16 protein-coding genes are annotated in these 22,164 nt (G+C 68.8%); 9 read left to right on the top strand and 7 right to left on the bottom strand.

Annotated elements, in window-relative coordinates; translation table 11 throughout:
* Window positions 1-147: 147 nt before the first annotated feature.
* Window positions 148-366: a hypothetical protein gene (locus ABD209_RS19485; protein WP_344069686.1), complete on the bottom strand. Its 219-nt coding sequence runs from the start codon at window positions 364-366 to the stop codon at window positions 148-150.
* Window positions 367-525: 159 nt separating this feature from the next.
* On the opposite strand from ABD209_RS19485, the gene ABD209_RS19480 reads away from it, so the two are divergent.
* Window positions 526-1,401, top strand: a complete 876-nt coding sequence (locus ABD209_RS19480) for a TetR/AcrR family transcriptional regulator (protein ID WP_344069683.1) — start codon at window positions 526-528, stop codon at window positions 1,399-1,401.
* A gap of 444 nt (window positions 1,402-1,845) precedes the next feature.
* Here ABD209_RS19480 and ABD209_RS19475 read toward each other — a convergent pair whose 3' ends face one another.
* Window positions 1,846-1,968, bottom strand: a complete 123-nt coding sequence (locus ABD209_RS19475) for a hypothetical protein (protein WP_344069681.1) — start codon at window positions 1,966-1,968, stop codon at window positions 1,846-1,848.
* On the opposite strand from ABD209_RS19475, the gene ABD209_RS19470 reads away from it, so the two are divergent.
* The gene (locus tag ABD209_RS19470) at window positions 1,967-2,605 is read left to right on the top strand and encodes a nucleoside/nucleotide kinase family protein (RefSeq protein WP_344069678.1); all 639 of its coding nucleotides are present in this window, start codon (window positions 1,967-1,969) and stop codon (window positions 2,603-2,605) included. The two genes, ABD209_RS19475 and ABD209_RS19470, sit on opposite strands and share 2 nt — an antisense overlap.
* A gap of 102 nt (window positions 2,606-2,707) precedes the next feature.
* On the opposite strand, the gene ABD209_RS19465 is transcribed toward ABD209_RS19470, so the two are convergent.
* The gene (locus tag ABD209_RS19465; RefSeq protein ID WP_344069675.1) at window positions 2,708-5,662 is read right to left on the bottom strand and encodes a glycosyltransferase; all 2,955 of its coding nucleotides are present in this window, start codon (window positions 5,660-5,662) and stop codon (window positions 2,708-2,710) included.
* Window positions 5,662-6,276, bottom strand: a complete 615-nt coding sequence (locus ABD209_RS19460) for a hypothetical protein (RefSeq protein ID WP_344069672.1) — start codon at window positions 6,274-6,276, stop codon at window positions 5,662-5,664. Before ABD209_RS19460 ends, ABD209_RS19465 begins: the two co-directional genes overlap by 1 nt.
* 107 nt (window positions 6,277-6,383) lie before the next feature.
* On the opposite strand from ABD209_RS19460, the gene ABD209_RS19455 reads away from it, so the two are divergent.
* The gene (locus ABD209_RS19455) at window positions 6,384-8,522 is read left to right on the top strand and encodes a glycosyltransferase (RefSeq protein ID WP_344069669.1); all 2,139 of its coding nucleotides are present in this window, start codon (window positions 6,384-6,386) and stop codon (window positions 8,520-8,522) included.
* Window positions 8,519-10,627 (top strand): glycosyltransferase family 4 protein, encoded by a 2,109-nt coding sequence (locus ABD209_RS19450; protein WP_344069666.1) that lies wholly within the window; start codon window positions 8,519-8,521, stop codon window positions 10,625-10,627. The genes ABD209_RS19455 and ABD209_RS19450 overlap by 4 nt, the downstream gene beginning before the upstream one ends.
* 57 nt (window positions 10,628-10,684) lie before the next feature.
* Here the strand turns inward: ABD209_RS19450 and ABD209_RS19445 are convergent, their stop codons facing one another.
* Window positions 10,685-11,962 carry a hypothetical protein gene (locus tag ABD209_RS19445; RefSeq protein ID WP_344069663.1) on the bottom strand — a complete coding sequence of 426 codons (1,278 nt, stop codon included), beginning with the start codon at window positions 11,960-11,962 and terminating at the stop codon, window positions 10,685-10,687.
* A gap of 142 nt (window positions 11,963-12,104) precedes the next feature.
* Between ABD209_RS19445 and ABD209_RS19440 the strand changes: the two genes are divergently transcribed.
* A complete protein-coding gene (locus ABD209_RS19440) occupies window positions 12,105-14,249 on the top strand; it encodes an NHL repeat-containing protein (RefSeq protein WP_344069659.1) in 2,145 nt (714 codons plus the stop codon).
* A 115-nt stretch (window positions 14,250-14,364) separates the two neighbouring features.
* On the opposite strand, the gene ABD209_RS19435 is transcribed toward ABD209_RS19440, so the two are convergent.
* Window positions 14,365-14,859, bottom strand: coding sequence for a LytR C-terminal domain-containing protein (locus ABD209_RS19435; RefSeq protein ID WP_324386137.1), 495 nt, complete (start codon window positions 14,857-14,859; stop codon window positions 14,365-14,367).
* 222 nt (window positions 14,860-15,081) lie between these two features.
* On the opposite strand from ABD209_RS19435, the gene ABD209_RS19430 reads away from it, so the two are divergent.
* The gene (locus ABD209_RS19430; RefSeq protein ID WP_324386143.1) at window positions 15,082-16,668 is read left to right on the top strand and encodes a helicase HerA-like domain-containing protein; all 1,587 of its coding nucleotides are present in this window, start codon (window positions 15,082-15,084) and stop codon (window positions 16,666-16,668) included.
* Window positions 16,669-16,777: 109 nt separating this feature from the next.
* Here the strand turns inward: ABD209_RS19430 and ABD209_RS19425 are convergent, their stop codons facing one another.
* The gene (locus tag ABD209_RS19425) at window positions 16,778-17,707 is read right to left on the bottom strand and encodes an AEC family transporter (protein ID WP_344069655.1); all 930 of its coding nucleotides are present in this window, start codon (window positions 17,705-17,707) and stop codon (window positions 16,778-16,780) included.
* Between the two features lie 38 nt (window positions 17,708-17,745).
* On the opposite strand from ABD209_RS19425, the gene ABD209_RS19420 reads away from it, so the two are divergent.
* The 3 genes from ABD209_RS19420 (at window position 17,746) to ABD209_RS19410 (ending at window position 22,082) form a co-directional block, all read left to right on the top strand.
* The gene (locus tag ABD209_RS19420; protein WP_344069652.1) at window positions 17,746-19,899 is read left to right on the top strand and encodes an NHL repeat-containing protein; all 2,154 of its coding nucleotides are present in this window, start codon (window positions 17,746-17,748) and stop codon (window positions 19,897-19,899) included.
* 198 nt (window positions 19,900-20,097) lie between these two features.
* Window positions 20,098-20,547 (top strand): NHL repeat-containing protein, encoded by a 450-nt coding sequence (locus ABD209_RS19415; protein ID WP_344069649.1) that lies wholly within the window; start codon window positions 20,098-20,100, stop codon window positions 20,545-20,547.
* Complete coding sequence (locus tag ABD209_RS19410) at window positions 20,493-22,082, top strand: hypothetical protein (RefSeq protein WP_344069646.1); 1,590 nt, start codon at window positions 20,493-20,495, stop codon at window positions 22,080-22,082. Before ABD209_RS19415 ends, ABD209_RS19410 begins: the two co-directional genes overlap by 55 nt.
* Window positions 22,083-22,164 lie beyond the last annotated feature (82 nt).

The following is a 22,164-nucleotide window of genomic DNA, read 5'->3' as shown; positions in this document are numbered from 1 at the left end:
AAATTCGATGGTGCCATTTCGGGGATTACCCATCGACTTTCATGTGCACCGCGGTGCACGGCAACGATCCAACGCTGCTTCACCCATGGACAATTATAAACGAATAGCCTCCTGAGCTGAAGCGCTCGGGAGGCTATTCGTATTCAGCTAGTTCTGTGTGATGTTCCTGGTCGCGTGATCAGTTGTGTGATCATTCTCGCCGCCGGGGTTGTCCCAGGAGCGGTGCCAACCCTGACCGTACTGCGACACGTGCTCGCTGGCCCCGATGGTGCCGTATGCGCCATCAACTCCATCGATGGATTGACCTGAAGGGGTCGCGCCACCGGGACCACGTTGATAGATCACGCCTTCGTTCTGGTCGCCCACTCGAATCACCTCCTCGCGGGCCTCGATCCGAGAGCCTCTCGGCTCCTGTTGCCAGCCTCTCCGGTTCTCCGTCGCCGCTGGTAGCGTGTTCCTCACACTACAGATGCACGACTCACGACACAAGACATCAGACATCGTGTCTGATATGAGGTAGATCACATGGACGCAAGCTTCGACGATCCCTTTGGGCTCGGCGCGCCCCGTCAGCGGTTCAGCGAGGAGGAGACGATCGAGCGGATGTTGGAAACCGGCGAGCGCATGGTCGCGGACGCCGGCCTGCGTATCAGTTTTGACCTCCTGCGCCTGGAAGACGTCATCACAGAGGCTGGTGTATCTCGGTCGGCCGTCTACAAGCGCTGGCCGCGCAAGGAGCAGTACTACGCCGACCTCCTCCTCCGACTCGCTGGGACGTCACACCCCGTGTCAGGCGCCTATGACACCGGCACCCCCAAGGCGGTTATTGCGGCAGCCGAAGATCACATCGACATGTTTGCGAGTTCTGAGGGCCGCCGCCGCGTCTTCATCGAGATGTGCCGCCGGGGTGCCGAGCAGAACTTCGTCGCGCTGCGGGAGCGACGCGACTGGCAGATCTACATGACCATCCATGCTGCCTACCTCACTCTGCCGGACGGTGGCTACAAGCAGACTCTAGAGACTGCATTGAGGGCCTCGGAGGACGGCTTCAGAGACCACATGGAGACCTTCTACCGACTCATGCTTCTGCTCCTCGGGTACCGAATTCGGCCCGGCGTACTTGATGAGGACCTCAAGCAGTTCGTGATCCTGGGCGCGGCCGCTGTAGAGGGTGCCGTGCTTACTTCCGGAGTGAACGACGAACTTACCGATCGCCGCTTCCTGATGGACCCTTTCGGTGTCGGACGAGTCCAAGATTGGTCACACGCCGCCTTCCTGTACACGAGCCTCGCAGTCGCAGTAGCCGAGCCCGATCCCGACCAGGAGTGGACAAAGGAGAGAGTCGCGGCGGTACCGGGACTCATCGCAGCGGCCAAGAGTCAACTACTCGAAGACTCCTGAGCGCTGATCCGTTTCGCCACCCCCTGCCGCGTGATCCCAAATCTCTCTCCAATGGCCTTGTAAGTCCATCGAGCCTCACGGAGTCGGACCATGGCAGCTGCGTCTTCTGCTCGTTGCCGCAGTTCGGTCTCGGTGATGGAGGTGTCGATCCCGCTCGCCCGAAGCCGAGCGAGCACGGTGCTCTCCGAGACCCCGTACTTCCGCGCTAGCCTGTACGACCCGACGCCCGCGCGGTAGTCCTGGGCCATCGCCGCAACCTCCACGGGTGTCAGTCGACTCCGCTGCTGCACGACTCCGTTCCGCGGCACCCACCGCTCCTCGCGGCGCTCACGAAGAGCAGCAGAAGCGGCTGCCGTGAGATGTTCCTCTGTTGGACCTCTGTTTGAATGGCGTCTCAGCACCTCCGCCAGCCGAACGCCTCGACCATCCGCGTCGGGGCGTTCGTCACGTGTGCGGTGCCTCGCGGCCGAGCAGGACGTCGGCGGCGCGTTCGAGGACATAGCCGAGCTGTGCGTCCGTCACGTGTGCGTTGACTCGCGGCCGCGCAGTGCTAGGACTACTGCCCATGGACCTCGATCCCAGCCTGCGCGAGTTGGTTGCCCGCGTGCTCGCGCGGCCGCGCCCCGTGGGGAGGCGCACCGTGATCGGCGTCGTCGGCGCGCCGGGCGCGGGCAAGTCCACGCTCGCCGCGGCCGTGGTCGGGGAGCTGATAGCCGCGGGCGTGGCCGCAGCCCAGGTGCCGATGGACGGCTTCCACCTCGCCGACGTGCAGCTCAACCGGCTCGGCCTGCGGCGGGTCAAGGGCGCTCCGCCGACCTTCGATGGTGACGGGTATGCCGTGTTGCTGGAACGGCTTCGCGGGGACCGGGATCGGGCGATCTATGCACCGAACTTCGAGCGCGACCTGGAGCAGCCCCTGGCCGGCGCCATCGCCGTCGAGCCGGAGATCGATATCGTCGTGACGGAAGGGAATTACCTTCTGTTGCAGGATGATCCGTGGCCGCGGACGCGGGCGGCGTGCGACGAGGTCTGGTTCGTCGACGTCGATCAGGAGGTGCGGCTCGACCGGCTTATCGCCCGGCACGTGCTTTTCGGCAAGTCCCCGCAGGATGCGCGTGAATGGGTGATGCGCAATGACGAGGCCAACGCCCGCCTGGTGATCGCCGGGCGCGAATCGGCCGACCTCGTGGTCAGGATGGCCTGAGGCAATCCGCGTTCGAGGTGGTCGGTGCCGACTCAGCACACGTTAGGTGACGTCCAGCAAGGTAGACCCTGCTGGACGTCACCTAACGTGTGCTAGCAGGGGTTAGGGGCGGTTGTTGACCGGGAAACGGGTGACGGCGCCACTGCACTGCTGGGCGATGGCGGTGACGCCGGGCCGGGCGGCCTGGGCCACGAGTTCGGGCGTGACCGACGCGCCGGGGGTGAGGGCGTCGGCGAGGTCGCGCAGGGTCGCCAACGCCGCCGCGTGGCCCCCCTCCCCGCCCGTATGCCGTGCCGCCAGTGAGTCGGCGTGCTCGCCGTCGCCTCCGCGCCGCAACGCGATGGTCACCCAGGCGGGTTCGTCAGGCTCGGTGTCCAGCTTGCCCGCCGGGCCAGGCAACTGGACTGCTGGGCCGGGCAGTTGGCCCGCCGGGCCAGGCAACTGGCCCGCCAGGCCGGGCAGGGCGCTCGCTGACGGGGGGAGTGCGTCGCTGTCGACAGCTGTTGCGGGCGCGGGGAATTCGGCGCGGATCGCGTCCAGCACCTCGTGCATCCGCTCGGCGAAGCGCTCCGTGCTGAAGTGGTCGCGGACCCAGGCTTGCGAGCGGGCGACCTGAGCGGCATACGCCGGCGGGTCGGCGACGAAGGCGTCGAGCAACGCGCGCACGCCGGCTGGCTCGGCATACACACATGCCTCGCCGAAGGTGTCGGCGTGCTTCGGGGCGGCGATCACGACGGCCCCGCAGGTGGCGGACTCCAGCAGCGCACGCCCGAACGCCTCGTGCGCATTCGGGTTGTCCATGTAGACAACGAAGTCGACCCCACTGAGGAACTCGCGGACGTCCTTCTCCTTGTGCTCTAGGAGGGTCCAGTTCGCGGGCATCGCGGCGTCGGCCTGCTTGAGCAAGGCCGGGACCGTGGCGGTGGCACCCATCATCCGCACGGCATACGGCTCGGGGAGCGCGTAGGCCGCCAGCAGGTCGGCGGGGTCATCGGGGAATTTGATTGGGTTGTCGCGGGAGAAGCGGCCCACGACCGGGCGCTCGGCCACCGGTCGTTCGGAACGGACGTGCCAGGCGTTGACGTCGATCAACCCCGGGTTGTCCCAGTCGGTCACCAGCCCCGGTGGCAGCTCCGCCTCCAGGATGCGTCGGATCGTCGGGCCCTGCGGAATCCACTGCGGCACAACGCCGAAGAGCCCCTCGGCATGCGCGGTCACGTCCGCCGGCACGTAGCGCGGATCGGAACCGTCGGGCTCGTGCGGGGCCTGGTTCGCCATCACGAAAAGCCGGCGCGGCGTGAACGTCCGCGGCAGTGACGGAGGGAACTGCAGGATCGGGGGATAGCGGATCAGCAGGATGTCGACATCGATGTCGTCATCGGGAAAGATCCGCTCCACGGCTGAACTCGAGATCAGGTCCTGCACCGGCTCGCACAGGGGTTGGTCCTGGCTGGTGTAGAAGCGCAGCGCCTCGATATGCATCACCGCCACCCGCAACCCTGCCGCCAGCGCCGCTGCGATCTCGTTCATCATCGAGACCTGCGGCCCGCCGTAGCGTCGCCAATCACCCGCGATAACCAAGTCGATGTGTTGCGGCGCAGCGAGTTTCGCGTCCACCGGCCGGGTCCAGCGCCGGGGCGCCGGGAAGGTACGTGCCGCGTCGGGGTCGAGGAATGGGTCAGCGCCGGCGTGATTGATCGCCTCGTGCCAACGCGTGTAGGCCTGCTTGTAGGCCGGTCGTGCCTCGTGCCGCCAGCCGGCCGCGAAGTCGTCCGCCGACAGCGATTCGGTGCTGCTGCGCAGTATGGTCAGGATGTCGTTCGGGATGTCGAGCACGGGCTGACCAAATGCCGCCTCGATGCGCCGGGCGTACTCGGTGTCGGCGGCCTTGCGGATGGTGTCGAAGAATCCGATCCGGCCCATCACCTCCGGCCCGCGGAAGAGCAGTGCGGACGCGGCCACGAAGGGGCCGGCATAGCCTGGGCGCGTGACGGTGAGCGACTCGTCGGCCCGCACACCGAGGGACCGGGTCGCCATCAAGCCGGGCTGCGCCAGCAACGGCGCCACCCCGAGTTCGAGTCGCTGGGGGTGCGCCCAGTCATCGGAATCCAGGCAGGTGATGAAGCCGCCGCGGGCTTGGCGCATCGCGGTGTTGCGGCAGCGATAGGTGCCCCCGTTGACGGCCTTGCGGATCACCCGGATGCGCGGATCGAGTGCCTCGACCGCCTCCAACACGCCCGGCTGGGGCGCTGGGGACGCGTCGTCGACGACCAGCAACTCCCAGTCCTGCCAGGTCTGTTCGACCATCGACCGCGCGGCGGTCAGGAGCGGCTGACCGGGGTTGTAGGCGCTGGTGATCACCGTGATCAACGGGCCGGTGGCCGGCGTCGTCACTGCCCCGGCGGTGAGCGCGTCAAAGAGCGTCGGCCCTTCGTCGAGCAGCCCCACGGGCACCGTCTCGGGGCTGCTGATCAGAGCCGCGGATAGCGCCGCCAGCCAGTCGGCTCGAGCGCGACCACCAGCTGCCGGACCGAGCAGGTCGGCCCCCAAGAAGGCGGCGACCGACGGCGTCAGCTTGCCGACCTGAGCGCCGGGCACCTCGGCATACGCACCGGTAGCGAAGAGCAACTGCGGATAGAGATCGAGGTGACGACGCTTCAGCCGCGCCAGCGAACCCGCCTCGTGCAGGAGGCGATAGAGTCCGATCGCCACCGCGCGCCCGCGCGCATCACCGAACTGAAGGGCGCTGACCTGCGCGTATGCCGCGACCAGCTCGGGTTCGTAGTCCGCGATCACGCGGGGGTCGGCGGTGCGCGCAGCGCCCCCGGTGGCACCGTCAGGTGCGGCACCGGCCGCACGCAGGCCGAGCGCGTCGAGGCCGTCGGCGACGAGCGCGCCCTTGGTCGCGGCATACGCCAGCACATCGCGGCCGCTGCCGATCCGTGCGCGCAGCAGGGTGGGGGCGAAACCCTTGTCCTTCGGCGGTATGCCGCGGGCGAGCGAGGCGATGACGTCCAGTCGCGTCGGCGCGACCGGTGGGCGGGTCGGTCGCGCCATCAGCCGGGCAGGACGATGCTGGTGACGCCCGCGGGGGCCGCGTCGACGACGGCGACCGCCTCACCGAGCCCGGCGGCGGCGAGCGCTTCCCGGGCCACGCTGTCGGGAGCGACGACGTGGACGGCGATCCCGGCCCGCACGGCGTCGCTGGCCCGGGCGATTGATTCGGGGGTGACCGCCTGCAAGACCAGCACGCTGCCGTCCGGCAGGGTGGCCAGCGGATCAGCCGCCGGTCCCGCGCCCGTGGCGGCGGTCAAAGCGGCGGCCGCCCGCTCGAAGGTGGACTGCGCGCGGTCGAGGCGGCCGACATACTGCGCCTGGAGCAGGCGCAGGGCGCCGGTGAGATCTTCTTGGCTGGCGGGTGCGCCGACGGGACCCATCGTGAGGGCGCCGCTGGCCGACCCGAAGCCACCCGAGCGCACGATCTTGTCGAAGGCCTGACGGTGGCTGCGCACCAGGGTGTTGGTGTTCAGCGCGACCACGCCGAGCACGGCGAGCATCCCGGCGAACGCGAGCACGACGAGCACGCCCCAGTCGAGAACGGCGGCGATCAAGGCAACCAGTGCCAGGCCGGCGAGGGCGCCGATCGCGGCTAGATTCCGCTTCGAGGTCATGCCCATCCTTTGCTCGACCAGCTGAGGGAACGCGCCTGCCCGGACGGCTGAAGACCGGTGCATTACGCTCGGCAAGTATCCCACCACGGCCAACCGGAAGGACCTCATTGACCGCCTCGCGCCTTGCGGTGCCGACCGGCGTGACCGGCGCCGCCGTCGGCGCGTCCGGGGGGTCCGTAGTGGTCGATCCGGCGCCCTTGCCGGTGGTCGATCAGGCCGTGACGCGCCTGGCGCGCCGTCCGATGGGGCCCGTCGACGTGCACGGCCTGGCGCGGGCCGCCCTGCGCACCGGTGCCCCCAAGCTGCTCGATGTGCTCGCCCTGCGGGCGACCGAGGAGCGCTACGACGCCTCGGCCATCGGCGCGGCCCTCGATGCAGGCCGCGGGTGGCCGGGCCGGGCGCTCGCTCATCCACAGGAGGCGCTGGCCCTGGCCACGACTTGGGCGGTGGGCGACCCCGCCTGGCGCGACGGGAGGCGGGCGCGAACGGCATACGGGGAGATCCTGCGGGCCCTCGGACCGGACGTCTTCCGCGACGCCGAACAAGCCGCGTCCGTCTGGGCGCAACTCGCCTTCCTCGACGGCGACCGCGAGGAGGTCGAGCGGCTGCTCGGCGTGCTCCCGCTCTCGGCTGCGGAGAGTGCCGACCTGCGGATCGACCTTGCCAACCCGTATGCCGCGGGCGGGCCCAGCGATGCGCCGCGGTGGCTGGAGATGTTCAACGCCCGCCTCCGCGAGGCCGGTCTGTCGCCCGTCGCGATCGATCCCCGTGCCGAGCACCCCTTCGACGGTCTGCATGCGGCGCCGCCCGAGGCGGTCGACGGGCCCTTGGTCACGGTGATCGTGCCGAGCTTCCGGCCGGATCCGGCCGGGTTGTTCAACTCACTGCGCTCGATGCAGGCGCAGTCCTACGGCAATCTCGAGATCCTGCTTGTGGACGATGCGTCGGGCCCGGGGTTCGGCGCGGTCTATGACGAGGCCCTGGCGCTCGACCCGCGCATCCGGCTGGTGCGGATGCGCGAGAACGGCGGCAGCTATCTCGGACGCAATGAGGCGATCGCCCGCTCGAAAGGGCGGTTCGTGACGACCCAGGATTCCGACGACTGGTCGCACCCGGCTCGCATGGCCGCGCAAGTCCTTGCGCTGCAACGGAATCCGTGGGCACCCGCGAGCCGCAGCGATGCGATCCGCGCGCTGGACGATCTGACGCTCACCTGGCTCGGCTACCCCTCGCGGCGGCGCAATGCGTCCTCCTTCATGGTGCGGCGCACGACCATCGCCACCGTGGGCGTCTTCGACACCGTCCGCAAGGGCGCGGACTCGGAGTATCACGAGCGGGTGGAACGCCGACTCGGGCCGACCGTGGACACCGACACTCCACTGGCGATCACTCGCTTGCGTGGCGGCTCGTTGTCGCGCAGTGACTTTCGGATGTTGTGGATGACTCCGGACCGCGCGCTCTATCGCACCGGCTTCCGTGCCTGGCACGACAGCATCACCTCGTCGACGCCGCCCTTAGACGGTGCGGCGCAAGTGCGTTCACGCACTTTTCCGGCCTCGGCGGCTTTCCGGCGCGCACTCCCGGGGGCGCCCGCCGACCGACGGTCGTATGACGTGGCCTACCTCGTCGACCCCGCCGCGCCGAGCGCGCTCACCGAGGAGCCGATGCGGGGACTGATCATTTCGCGTGACCGCATGAGTTGTCTTGTCTGCCAAGAGGATCCGACGCTGGGCAAACCACGCCGGCCGAATGCCTTGGCCAAGGCGATCTCACCCGTGCTGCGTGGGCGCATCGACATGATCAGCGCATCGGACGTCGTGTCGGCGAAGGTGTTGGTGGTGCTGACCCCGGGGTTACTGGAGATGCCGAGCCTGGACCGGCCGCACGTGCGAGCCGACCGGATCGTCGCACTCCTGCCAGAGCCGGCAGCCGGCGTGGCAGCCGACGTGCTCGCCATGCGCGACGGCGCACGAGCGTTGCTCGGGGTGGAGATCGAATGGTGTGCTCCCACAGCGGAATCCGCGCAGCAGTGGACGATCGACCTGGGTGAGGAGGCGGAGAGTCTCGAGGAGATTCTGGCCTCGGCCACGCCGGTCGCGGCGGCAATGCCAGTCACGCCGGTCGCGGCGGCAATCCCGGTCACGCCGGTCGCGGCGGCAATCCCGGTCACGCCGGTCGCGGCGGCAATCCCGGTCACGCCGGCCACGCCAGTCGCGGCGGTCACGCCGGCGGAGGTGGCCGAATGACTGCTGGCCAAGCCCGGCCCGTCCGGGATGTGCTGTTTCTGGCGGAGGACGCGCCGAGCGCCCAGCATCTCGCTCATCAGTGGGCCCTTGCCAATGCCGGCTCGGACGCGAATGCCGTTCTCGTGCACACAAACCGGCGCGCGCTAAGGGGACTGCCGGCACGCGTGCGACAGGCCCACCTCGGCCCCGGGACTGCGGGCGCTGACCTGGCCCCGGCTCGTCGCGTGATCGGCGCCCTGGAATCGCACCCCGTCGTCACCAAGTCATTGCCTGCGGTTGGACTGGTGGTCGCCCCTAACGGCAAGGCCGCCTCGGTGAGCAAGACATTGCGCGGCCGTGCGGTCGACGTCATCGAATGGTCGGCCTTCGAGCGTGACCTGCGGGAGCAGCGACTGCGCACGCTCCTGCGCGAGCAGCCACGCACCGCGGCCGGGCGCGCAGGATTGGCCGTCCTCATCGACGAGGCCTTGGACGAACCCGATCCCAGTGCGGACCTGGTGGCCGACATCGCCTCTGCTGCAGGCGGTTTGCTCGGCGCGAGTGGCTACCCACTGGTCCGCGAGCTGGCACCGCGCTTCGCGGCGCTCCCAGGCGAGCAGCGGACCGGCAGCGGGCTCGAAGCCATCGAGCGGATTGCGGAGATCAGCCTTGGTGCCGGTCCCCAGCCGGGCGATGCCGGTGTCGCCCGACGCGTCTTCGATGCGGCCGCCGATCGCGTCGACGCCGGCGACCTGACCGGTGCCGTGCGCCTGGTGACCTTGGGGCTCCGGCTGGTCTTTCACAGCGAACTGCACGCGGACGGCGAGCACTCGCTCCTGGTCGCCGATCCGCATACCGTCCTTGCGCCCTGGCGGGAGTCGCGATTTGCGCGGGAGGTGGTGGCCACGCGCCCGCCGCCGTCGCTCACAACGGTCGGTGGCGATAGCGCGGGGATCCGGACCGGAGCCAAGGGCGAGTTCGGACACATGGCCGACGGATCGGATGCGGCCGGGCCGCGCATCGTGGTGCTGGCGGGTGCCTATGGCTCGTTCTATCGGCCGATTGTCGAGGTCCTCACCAAGGCCGGTCACGCGCCAGACCTGGTGCGTGCCGACGAACTCGGGCCGTTGCTCGGGCGGCGCGACCCAACCGACCAACTGGTCGGGGAGTGGTTACGCCTACGCGACCCGGACCGGTGGAGCGCGCTGCCCGAGGACACCGGCGCCGCCCGCCAACTCGGCGTCCTGCGCGAACGGCTGGCCGGCGCGGACATCGTCTTCGCCGACTGGTGCGACCCGGGCGCGCTGTTCGCCAGTTATCTCGCGCCCGCGAGCGCCCGGTTGATCATTCGGGTCCACCGGGTGGATGCCACCAAGGCCTGGGCGCAGCTGGTGGACTGGTCGCGCGTCGAGCGGGTGCTGCTGGTCAGCGACCACGTCCGCGACTTCTTCGCGCCGCAACTCGCGGCTCCCGGGGAGGCGATGCCCACGCGACTGACCGTGGTCAACAACATCATCGACGTCGAGCGCTACCGACGTCCCAAGCTGCCGGGGGCCGAGCGGCGCATCGCCATGGTCGGGTGGGGCCGTCGCGTGAAGGATCCGATCTTCGCCGTCGAGATCCTGCGCGAGCTGCTGCGTGATGATCCGTCCTGGCGCCTCCATCTGATCGGTCGCGACTTCGCCGACAGCGGCCTGCCGCCGGTCGCCGACTACCTCGCGCGCTTCCGCGAGCTCATCGCCGATCCTGCGCTACGCGAGGCGATCGTCTGGGTCGGCTTCACGGGTCGGCTCGAAGAGGCTCTCGACGCCTGCGGATTCGCCCTCTCCACGAGCACGGTGGAGGGCTGGCCGATCGGTGTCGTCGAGGCCGCCGTTTCCGGTTGCATTCCGGTCATTCGCGATTGGCCGCAGGTCGCGACGAAGGGCGGCGCCCGCGCGATCTATGCTGAGACGCCGGAGTGGGTGGTCGCCTCGCCCGCCGAGGGCGCCGGCCGCATCCGCACGTATGCCGATCCCGCCGCCTGGGCGGGCGAATCCGCTCGGTGCCGGAACGCCGCCGACCGGCTCACCGCTACCGGCGCCACCGAGGCGGAGGTTCTCGGCCTCATCCTCGGTCGGCCCTGACTCGGCCGCTGGCGATTTCCTCAGCCCCGCGGCGACGGCGGGGTGCCGGTCAGGGGCTCAGTTCGACGACTTCTCCGCCGCGAGCCGGGCAAGAAGGGCGCGGGCGGCGCTGACGTGCTCGGTGGGCAGGTGGTGGTCGGCAGCCGCGTGGGTCAGTGGGGAGTCCTGCGGCGCCAGCAGGATGATCGGTACGCCGAGTTCGCGCCATTCGGCGAGTTCGGACAACTCGCGCGGGGACCAGCCCAGGCCCTCGGGCGACGGACGGTCTACGACCAAGGCAAAGTCGGGCGTCCCGGCGAAGTCGTCGCTCACGACGACGCCCTTCTCCAGGTCCAAGTCGCGCAGCAGCGGTGCCAGTGTCGCCGACTCGTCGGTGACGAGGTGGAGAGCGATGGCCGCGCGCTCATCCGGCGACAGCAGTCCCAGAGCGCTCAAAAGTGGAGCCACCGTGGCGGCCCGGCTGCCCGGCACCCAGCCGGCGATTCGGACGACGCCGGCACCCGCCGTTGGGCCGGCAGTTGCGGAGGCGATCCGGCTGTCGGACGCCGGACTCACGAGCTCGCCGAGCCCGTCGCTCGGCTCGGCCCCCGCACCCGGTGCGTAGCCCGGGCGAGGCGGCAGCGCGAGACCGGCAACCGATGCGCCGTTCGCTGTTGGCGTCCAGAGTCGAAGGCGCGTAGCCAGGGCGCTGCGGTGGGGGGACCACGCGGGGGTTGTGAGCAGGGCCGACGCCAGCGCCTCGCCACCGACGACGATCTCGTCGGCACGCGCAGCGATCAGGGTCAAGACGAGGTCCGCGACCTCGTCTGAATCGGGGAGCGCGAGGCCAGCGCCGGTGAGGATGCGTTCGGCGGCCACCAGCAACGCGCCTGGCGCCACGGCTTCACCGCCCACCGCCCCCGTTTCCCCATGGGTCGGCACATCGTCTAGGTGTGCGACCCAGCGCGGAACTACCTCCTGTTCGCGCAACACGGCCAGCAACAGGTGATCGGCAAGCCCGGTCGGCCCGCTGTAGCCCAGGTCCCACGCCGCGCCTCGGGAGCGCCAGCCGACAACGGCCCGATGGGCGGCTTCGGCATAGGTCTCGATGGCGACCCAGTCGCGAGGCGCAGCGATCGGGGCAGGGGAGCCGGCGGCATACGGCAACGAGATCGACGATCGGATGGCGGCATCGACAGGCGGAACGGGGCGGGCGCGCGGCACCGCGTCGGACAGGTCTGCCCGGACCACGTCAAAGGGCTGCGGCGCAAACGTCGTCAGCCAGGCGGCAGCCGTGCGCGCCGCCTGCGCTCGCCACGGCGCGAAGGCCCAACTGCTCACCAGCGTCCCGGTCACACGAGCCATCTTTGCCGACGTGCCCCGCGGTTTCCCCCTCCCAGGGGCGCGTGTCACTATGGCCCGTATGCCTCGCACGCTCCCACCGGCAGTTGCGCGCCCGAAAATGACCGCCCAGGTGCACCGAAGTGTTGTGTTCGGTGTGACGACGGCGGTGGCCGGCGCCCTGGCGGGCGCCGCGCCCGTGGCTGCGGTGCCCACGCTGACGCAACCTGCGGCAAAGGCAGCCGCCGCGTGGACGGCACCCACTTTCGTGCGGGCCATCGGCGCACGTGGGTCCGCGGGCCTGTATGCGTGGGGCGCCGCCTACAACCCCGTGACCGGCGAGATCCTCGTCGGCGACTACTTGAACTACCAAGTGCGCCGGTTTACCTCGGGTGGCACCTTGCTCGGGTCGTTCTATCGCGCCGCCTCCGACCGGCGCGGCCAGCCCGAAGGGATCGCGGTCGACCCTCGGGACGGTTCGATCTATGTTTCCGACCACTCGCGGGACAACAAGGGCTATGTCGCCAAGTTCACGGCGTCTGGCCAGTTCGTGCGTGAATACAAGCTGAACACGCGCTATCAGGCCTGGATGGCGATGGATGCGTCCGGCTTTCTGTATGTCAGCGACAGCCAGGTGTGGAATAACGCCGGTGATCCGCCGAAAGTGCGCAAATTCCAACTGTCCGACAGCAGCACAACCGTCACAGAGGTTGCGAGTTGGGGGACCTATGGCACCGCGGGGGGCCAGATCAAATGGATCACCGGCATTGCGGTGGATCCGAGCAATGGGCGGGTCTATGTCGCCGACACGGCCAACAAGCGGGTCACCGCGTTCAACCCCGACGGCACCACCCATATGACGATCGGCACCGGCGCATTCACCGGGGATCTTCGGGGCATCGCCGTCAATCCGCGCACACGCAAGCTCTATGTCGTGGATGCCAATGCTGGGCAGATCGAGATCTTCGACGCCGACACCGGTGCCGTGCTCGGCAATTTCGGTTCCCTGGGCACCGGCCCGGGCCAATTCGGTGACGGCGGCCGTCAGGTGACCATCGACGGCTCGGATAATGTCTGGGTCGCGGACTACGGAAACACGCGCGTCCTGAAGTTCACCGCTTCGGGGAGTTTCATCGGGGCCTACCCCAACCCGCCCCAGGATTCGCCCAAGGGCGCCATGGCCAATCCCCGCGATGTCGCCGTCAGTTCGACCAAGGCGGTCTATGCGGTCGAGCAGAACAATCACCGGGTTCAGCGCTTCAACGCCGACGGCTCGCCCAATCAGATGTGGGGCCGGCGCTCGTCCACCCCGCCGCTAGGCTTCAACTATCCCCGCGGAATCGCCATCCAGCCGGGCAACAATCGCATCTGGATCAGCAATACGACTCAGAGCCAGGTGCGGATCGTCACGCCGACCTTTGGCAAGGTCAAGGACATCTCCGGGTTCAGCGAACCGGTCGACATCGAATTCGGCAATGGTAAGGCTTATGTCGGGGACGCCAACGGCGGCTATGTCAAGATCCTCGATCCGGCGACCGGCACGGTCCAGGGGCAGATCAATGTCCGCGCCTCCGGTGTTGCCGTTGACCCCGATTCGGGCGATATCTACGTCTCGTCCTGGTACAACGACCGCATTTATCACTACACGAAGGACGGCCAACAGGCCTTCCCGGCCGTTATCGGCAGCCCCGGCACCGGCCCGGGCCAGTTCGTCACTCCGTGGGATATCGACATCATCGGTGGGCTGCTCTATGTCACCGACGCCGATCGGGCGTGCGTCGTCGTCTACGACCGCGCGGGCAACTTCGTGGGCGAGTTCGGCTCAGCGGGATCGCGTGCCGGTCAATTCCAGAATCCGTCCGGCTTGACCCATGACAGCGCGGGGAAGATCTATATCGCCGACGCCGGCAACGACCGCATCCAGGTCTTCGACACCCTGGGTTATGTCAAGGCCGACACCACCGCACCGAGTGCATCGATCGCGGCGCCCAAGAGCGGTCAGGTGGTATCGCTGCCGGTCACTGTCACCGGGACGGTCAATGACAACCTGCGCAATGGCACGCTCGTAGTGGCCATCCAGGATCGCACCACCAAGCTGTGGTGGGACGGCCGCATCGCGACTTGGGGCACCACCAAGCAGTGGACGAATGCCGGCGTCAAGGGCGGGGACGTCAAGAACGGCCAGTGGTGGTTCCCGCTCATCGGGGCGGGACGACGGGGCAGCTATGCCTTATCCGTGCGCCCCATCGACGCGGCGGGCAATATCGGCCCGATCGTCAGCACCACTTTCGCCACCTCCTGATCCGGCCACTGCCCCGTCTCCCCGGCGGCGCGCGACCCGGGGTGCGCTCGACCAAGGCGGAACGTGCGACCCGGTGTGCGCTCTCGACGGGCTGATGGTGCGCTGTCGAGGGAGGTCAGCTGCAGGTGGGCGGTGCGGCGAGGTCGACAAACTTGGCGCCCACGGCCAGGTCGATGACGGCGTCGGTGCGCTTGTCGTTGACCCGCTTGGCGTCCGGGAGAGCCAGCGAGACGGCACGGGCCTCCTCGCGGCCCTCCGAGCCGTAGCGGATCTCGCCGACACCGCTGATCTTCTTCTTCAGCGGATCATTGTCGACCTCACCGATCACGAAGCCGCGATCGCGCAGCTTCCGCGCCACCTCGGCGGCCAGACCCGCCTGCGTCGTGGCGTTGTAGACATTGACCGTCGTGTCCTTCGGCAAGGCCACCGGCGCTTTCGCCGACCCGGTCATGCACGACGACGAGCCGACCGTCGTTCCGTGGTCGCTCTGGAGGTAGCCATAGGCCTTGTAGAAGGCGAAGGCGAGGAAGGCCAGGGCCACCAGCAGGGATAGCGCCGCGCGGATCTGGCGCATGCGCCGTGGCTGCCCGGCAACGATCGGAGCCGTCATTGCTCTGTTGGGTCCTTACTTCCTGCGCGGCCGGCCGGTGCCTGCGGGCGTCGACCTGGCGGACGGTTTACATTGACGTGCGTGACTGAGACACCTTCGCAGTTCCCGCCCGCGGACGCGACCGGGGGCTCCGAGCAGCCTCCCACCACCTCTGACGCCACAGCCGCCCCGGCGGTTGCCGCACCGGCCACGACGTCGGCTCAGGGTAGCGTCGCCGAGTCGGTGGACGGACCCGCCCAGGGCGGTGAGGCGAATAACGCTTTGGCCGCAACCATTCAGGCCGGCTATGCCTTCTCCGGCCCGGCCCTGGAGTTCGGGGCGGCAGTCGTCGAGGGCCGCGCCTATCCGCAGGCCAAGGTCAAGATTCCGCTCGCGGTGATGAATCGGCATGGGCTGGTGGCCGGCGCGACCGGCACTGGCAAGACCAAGACGCTGCAGGTGATGGCCGAACAACTGGCCGCCCAGGGCGTCCCCGTCTTTCTCGCCGACGTCAAGGGCGATCTGTCGGGTATCGCCTCGCCGGGCGTGGCGAACGACAAAATCACGGCGCGGGCCGCCGACATCGGCGAGGAATGGGCGCCGCGTGGCTTCGCGAGCGAGTTCTATGCGCTCGGGGGATTGGGCAAGGGCATACCGATCCGGGCCTCGATCTCCTCCTTCGGCCCGACCCTGCTCGCCAAGGTGCTCGGCCTGAACGCGACCCAGGAATCGAGCCTCGGGCTAGTCTTCCACTACGCCGATAACAACCAACTCTGGCTCGATGACCTGAAGGACCTGCGTGCGGTCGTCCAGTTCCTCACCAGTGACGAGGGCAAGGCCGATCTGAAATCCCTAGGTGGCCTGTCGTCGGCAACGGCCGGCGTGATCCTGCGCGAATTGATCACCTTTGCCGACAAGGGCGCCGATGTCTTCTTCGGCCTGCCGGAGTTCAACTCCCAGGATCTGCTGCGGACCAATGCCGACGGCACGGGGACAATCTCGCTTCTCGAACTCCCTGCGGTCCAGGACCGGCCCGAACTCTTCTCGACCTTCTTGATGTGGCTGCTCGCCGACCTCTTCCATGACCTGCCCGAGGTCGGCGATCTCGACAAGCCGAAGCTGGTCTTCTTCTTCGACGAGGCCCACCTACTCTTCAATGACGCGAGCAAGGACTTCCTCGACGCCATTCAGCAGACCGTGCGGCTGATCCGCTCCAAGGGCGTGGGCATCTTCTTCGTCACCCAGTCACCCAAGGACGTGCCGACCGATGTCCTGGCCCAGTTGGGCAACCGCGTCCAGCACGCCCTGCGCGCCTTCACGCCCGACGACGCGAAGGCGTTGCGGGCGGCGGTGAAGACCTACCCAAAGTCCGGCTACGACCTCGAGGAGCTCCTCACCACGCTCGGGACCGGTGAGGCCGTCGTCACCGTGCTCTCCGAACGCGGCGCGCCGACCCCCGTGGCGTGGACGCGCATGCGCGCACCCGAGTCGTTGATGGCGCCGTCGCCCGACGCCCTGATCGACGCGACCGTCGCCAATTCCCCGCTGCGCAGCACGTATGCCGTGGCCTCCGACCGCACCTCGGCTTTCGAGACGCTGCAGGCCAAGGCCGCGCCCGCTGCGCCGGCTCCGCAGGACGCTCCCGCTCCCAAGGCGCCGGCTCCGGCTCCCGCACCCAGGAGCGCGCCGGCGCGGGCGCCCAAGGAGGACCCGGGCATTGTGGAGTCGGTGGTGAAGTCGAGCGCCTTCAAGTCGATGCTCCGCTCCGCGGGCACGGTGCTCGGACGCGAGATCACCCGCTCGATCTTCGGCACGGCTCGCCGCCGCTGAGCGTCTCGCCGCGGCTGACCTCTCGCCGCCGCGGCACGGCTCGTCGCCGCTGAACCGTCTTGTCACCACCGAACGGCTCGTCGCCGGTGAGCGGCGACCCCTGCCCCGGTCACCCGAGCACGGCGGCAATCACGACGATCACGGGCGCACACGTCAGGGTCGTCACCAGGATCGTGTCGCGTGCCAGGGGCTCGGCCCGGCCGTAGCGCGTGGCGTGGGTGAAGATGTTCTGCGCCGTCGGCAGCGCCGAGGTGACGGTGACGGCGAGTAGCGCGTGACCGGTGATACCCAACCCGTAGCGCGCCACGGCATACGCCACGAGGGGCTGGACGAAGGATTTGAGCATCGACGTCAACGCCACTTCGGCGGGTGCGCCGCCCCCGAAACGTGGCCCCAGCCGCAGGGCGACCCCATAGCCCAGGAGCATGGCGGGCACCGCCAGGCCGCCCACCAGCGCGATGGGATCGGCGACGGAGCGTGGCAGGGTCGTCCCGGTCAACGACAGGGCGACGCCGATCAGCGACCCCATGGTCATCGGGTTGGTCAGCGGGCTCTTGGCGATCGACCACAGGTGCAGCCGCCCGCCGCGCCGGTCGTGATCGAGAATCGTCAATCCCAGCGGTTGCAGGACGAGCATCTGCAACAGCAAGGTGGGCGCGACCAGGGCCGCATCGCCGAGCACGTATGCGGCGATAGGGAGGCCGAGGTTGCCGGCATTGACATAGGCACTCGACAGATTTCCGATGACCAACTGGCCCAGGGGGCGATGCCATCGGGTGATCGCCACCGTCGAATAGATCGCCACCGGCACCACGACTCCAGCGATCGTGGCGAGCAGCTGCTCGGACATCAGCGCTCGGACATCTGCCTTCGCCAGCACCGTCAATAGCAGGGCCGGACTGCCGACCAGGAAGGACACATCGGCTAGCACTCGTTGCGCCGGCAGGTCGAGGACGCCGGTGTGGGCGAGCAAGAATCCGATGGCGATGACGAAGGAAATCGTCACAAAGCCTTCGAGCACGCCGCCCACATACGTCACACTGGCACCTGCACGTCTGTTCCGAGGGGGATGTCCACATGTCACAACGCCGCCGTCATGCCGTGTTGTCCGCCGCGTCGGGGTTGCTCATCGTGGCGCTGCCCGCCGCCACGGCCGCTGCGGATCATTCCGGGAACGCCGCGGATTCGCGCCACTCGGGGGCCGCGCGAGCGGTCCCCGCGGGCCCGGGAACCTATGTCCCGCAACGCATTATCGGCGGGCCCTCGAGCCCGGCGCTTTCCGCTTGGGGCATCGTGCACAACCCCGTCACCAACGAGATCCTCGTCGGTGACTACCTGACCAGTCAGGTCCGTCGGATGACCCGAGACGGTCGCTATCTCGGGGACCTGCAAAATCCCGGCAGCCGGATCGGCGGCGTCGCCTCTGCGCTTGGAGTCGATCCACGGGACGGGTCGATCTATCTCGCCGTGACCGGTGAGGGCCGCACGTCCGACGATGTGCGCAAGTACGACAAATTCGGCAACTACCTCTTTGGTCTCGACATGCCGACGTCGACCACCTGGTTGACCGTCGACAAGGACGGCTATCTCTGGGTGCCTTCGGCCTACAAGGGGGCGCGCCTGACGCGATACCGCGTCGACAACGCCACCAAGTCCGCGACTGCGGTGCTGACCATCAGCAAGCCCGGCACCGGCCCCGGGCAGTTTGGCTCCCTCACGGGAATCGGCACCGACAATGCCGACAATGTCTACGTCGCCGACGTCGGCAACAAGGTCGTCCATGCCTATACGCCCACCGGTGCCTGGCGGTTCGACCTCGGCAAGGGCCTGTTCCCGGGTGACATCCGCGGCGTGACGGTCGACAACAGCACGGGCAATATCTACGTCGCCAACTCGGCCATCGGCACCATCGAGGTCTTCAGCAAAACCGGGACGCGCATCAAGACCTTCGGCGGCATCGGCACAGGAAACGGCCAATTCATCGACGGTGCCCGCCAACTGACCATGACGGCCGACGGCAACCTCTACGCCGCCGACTACGGCGGCCAGCGGGTCCAGCGCTTCACCGCCGGCGGCTCGTTCGCGGCCTTCTTCCCCAATCCGCCGATGCCGATGGACCGGGCCGGCATCGCCCAGTCGCGCGCGCTCGACATCGATCCCGTCACCGGCGACATCGTCATGGCCGATGCCTGGGGCCAGCGCGTCCTGCGCTACGGCCCCGACGGCACGCTGCTGGACTCCCACGGCCGGCGCGGCTCGACCACGCCGGACGGTATGAACTACCCCAAGGGGGTCGCCATCGACCCCGGCACGCGGAATGTCTGGGTCGCCAACTTCGAGGGCGCGCCCGACCTGGTCGGCTACACCAAGGACTTCGGCTCGGTGGTGCGCCGGATCGTCACCCCGCGCTTCATCAACGACCTCGAGTGGAGCGGGGGCCTGCTCTACGCCCTCGAACGCCGCCCCGGCGCGCTGCACGTATACAACCCGGCGACCGGCGGGGAGGTCCGCACCTGGGGCTCGACAAAGGGACTGATTCGCGGGGTCGGCGTCGACGCTGCGACCAAGAACGTCTGGATCACCAGCGACACAAAGCCCGAGGTCTATGTCCTCTCACCGGCCGGCGCGATCATTCGCACCGTCCCGATCACCGGCCTGGGCTGGGATGTCGCGATCCGCGGCGACTACGCCTATGTCGCCAGCACCACCGGCAACACGGTGCAGATCTTCGACCGGCGGACCTACGCCCTCGTCGGCACGGTGGGCGGCACGGGGAGCAAGTTCGGCCAACTGAACCAGCCCAGCGGGCTGGCTTTCAACTCCGCCGGTTCGCTCTATGTCGTGGAGACCGCGGGGTCGCGGGTGCAACAGTTCTCGGTCGCCGCCCCGCCCCCGGCCGAGGCGGTCAAACCGACGACCACCATCGCCGCCACCGTCGTCGGCGGTCAACTCACCGTGACCGGCCGTGCGAGCGACGGCTCGGGAATCGCCGGCGTCGGCGTGCGCGTGCGCGACCTGACGACCAACCGCTACTTCCATGCCACCCTCGGCACGTGGGTCACCACCGCGACGCTCAACGCCGGCATCGTGTGGGGGCCGATCACGGCGACCGACTGGCGGTATGTCGTGCCGGGCACCCTGCCGGGCCGCTCCTATCGCGTCGATGCCGTCGCTACCGACCGGCGCGGCAATGCTTCTGCCACCATGACCACGACGCTCTCCGTCCCCTGACGGACTCCGCGCCTCAGATCCCCTCACCCGTGGAGTTCCCGCCATGCCAGATCGCCTTGCCCGTATGCCGCGTCCTCGCCCCCGCGCGGCGGTGGCACTCCTCGCGACGTTGGCCCTGGTGGTCACCGCCCTCGTCGCCGGGGCGGGCTCCGCGACGTCGTGACGGCATCGGGGGGCGCGACGCTACGCGGACCGGTAGTGGCGTCCTACGTCGCGGAACGGTTGATCGCCGCCCCTTCTTTCCCGGGTGTGGCGGCGTGGGGACTGGCCTACAACCCGGTCAGCGATGAGTTGATCGTGGGCGACTACGTCTCGAAACAAGTGCGCCGCTATACCCGCACGGGGGTCTATCTCGGTGACGTCCGCAACTCCGCCAAGACGATCGGCGGCGTCGCGTCGGCGCTCGGGGTCGACCCGCGCGACGGGGCGATCTATGTCGCCGTGACCGGGGAGTGGCGGGTCGGCGGTGATGTGCGCAAATACGACAAGGACGGCAACTTCCTCTTCGGCCTCGATCTGCCCGGCGCGACCACCTGGCTGACCGTCGACAAATTCGGCAATCTCTGGGTGCCCAAGGATTCTCGGGCTCGGTCGTGCGCAAGTTCACCGTCGACGACGCGACGAAGTCGGCCACCCAGCAACTGCTGATCACCCAGGGCGCGCCGGGAACCACGCTCAAGGTCCTCACCGGCGCAGCGACCGACGCGAACGGCAATGTCTACGTCTCGGATGTCGGCAACAAGGTCATCCACTCGTGGGCGCCGGACGGCACCTTCCGCTTCGACATCTCCGGGCCCATCAGGGGCGACCTGCGCGGGGTCGCGGTCGATGATGCGCTGGGACGGGTCTATCTCTCCGATGCGGTGGCGGGCGGCATACGGGCCTTCGATATGTCGGGCAACTACCTATTCATGATCTCCGGGCTCGGCCTGGCGGACGGGGAGTTCACCGACGGGGCCCGGCAGATCGCGGTCACGCCGGACAACCACGTCTGGGGCGCGGACTACGGCTCCTTCCGGGTGCAGGAGTTCCTGCCCGACGGGACGTACGTGCGCCACTTCCCGGATCCGGCGATGCGGCCCGATCCGGCCGGCATCTCGCAGGCGCGCGGCCTCGATGTCGACCCGGTGACCGGCGATGTGCTGACGGTCGACGCCTTCGGGCAGCGGGTCAACCGGTATTCGTCGAGGGGCCAACTGATCGACCAGTTCGGGCGGCGCGGGTCGAGCCCGCCGGAGGGAATGAACTACCCCAAGGCCGTGGCCGTCAACCCGGCGACCCGGGACGTCTGGATCTCCAGTTTCGAAGGACCGCCTGGGGTCGTCGGGTTCAACTCCGACTTCACCACGGTGCTCGGCCGCCCGGATATCCCGCGCTGGGTGGGCGACCTGGAGTTCTACAACGGTCAGTTGTATGCCCTGGAGCGCCGCCCGGGTGCGGTCCGCGTGATCGACCCGGCGACCCTGGCGGTCGTGCGCACGTGGACCTCGACGATCGGGCTGCTGCACGGACTCGCCGTCGACCCGAGCAACGGCAATATGTGGATCACCCACGATTCGAAGCCCTTGCTCTATGTCCTCTCGCCCGCCGGCAAGACCCTCAAGACGATCACGCTGCCCGGCGTGGGCTGGGGCGTGGCGATCAAGGGCGACGAGGTGGCCGTCGCCGACACGACGACAGGCTTTGTCGACATCGTCTCCCGGACGACCTATGCCGTGACGGGCCGGATCGGACTTGGGGCCGGGTTCAAGCTGGGGCAGATGAAGACCCCGTCGGGCCTGCAGTTCGGGCCGGACGGCCGCCTCTACGTGATGGAGCAGGTCAACTCCCGGGTCACCGTCTTCGGCCCAGGCCCACGTCCGGCGGCGGAAACGGTCAAGCCGGCAATGGCGCCTGACGCCGGCCCGACGGTGGTCAACGGGCAGGTGGTCCTCACCGGCACCGCGTCGGATGCCAGCGGCATCGCGACCGTCGAGGCCCGGGTGCGTGACCTGACCACGGGCCTGTACTACGACGGCCGGTATGCCACCTGGGTGACCCGCCTCGACATGGTCGGCTGGTGTGGTGTGGGGCGACGTGAGCGCGCCGAACTGGCGCTACACCGTCCCGGCCACCCTGCCCGGGCGCTCGTATGCCGTGTCCCTGCGCGCCACCGACCGGGTCGGCAACCTCTTTTTTCCTGAAGAACGTGACCGTCCCCGTCCCCTGACCGCGGCGGCCACCAGGGGCGCCCGCACGCCGTCAGGAGAAGCCCGTGGCCGCCGT

Source organism: Nostocoides vanveenii, from assembly GCF_039531165.1.
Lineage (GTDB): Bacteria > Actinomycetota > Actinomycetes > Actinomycetales > Dermatophilaceae > Nostocoides_A > Nostocoides_A vanveenii.
Note: the sequence above shows the minus strand (reverse complement) of the source record. Positions and strands in the feature narration are given on the sequence as shown.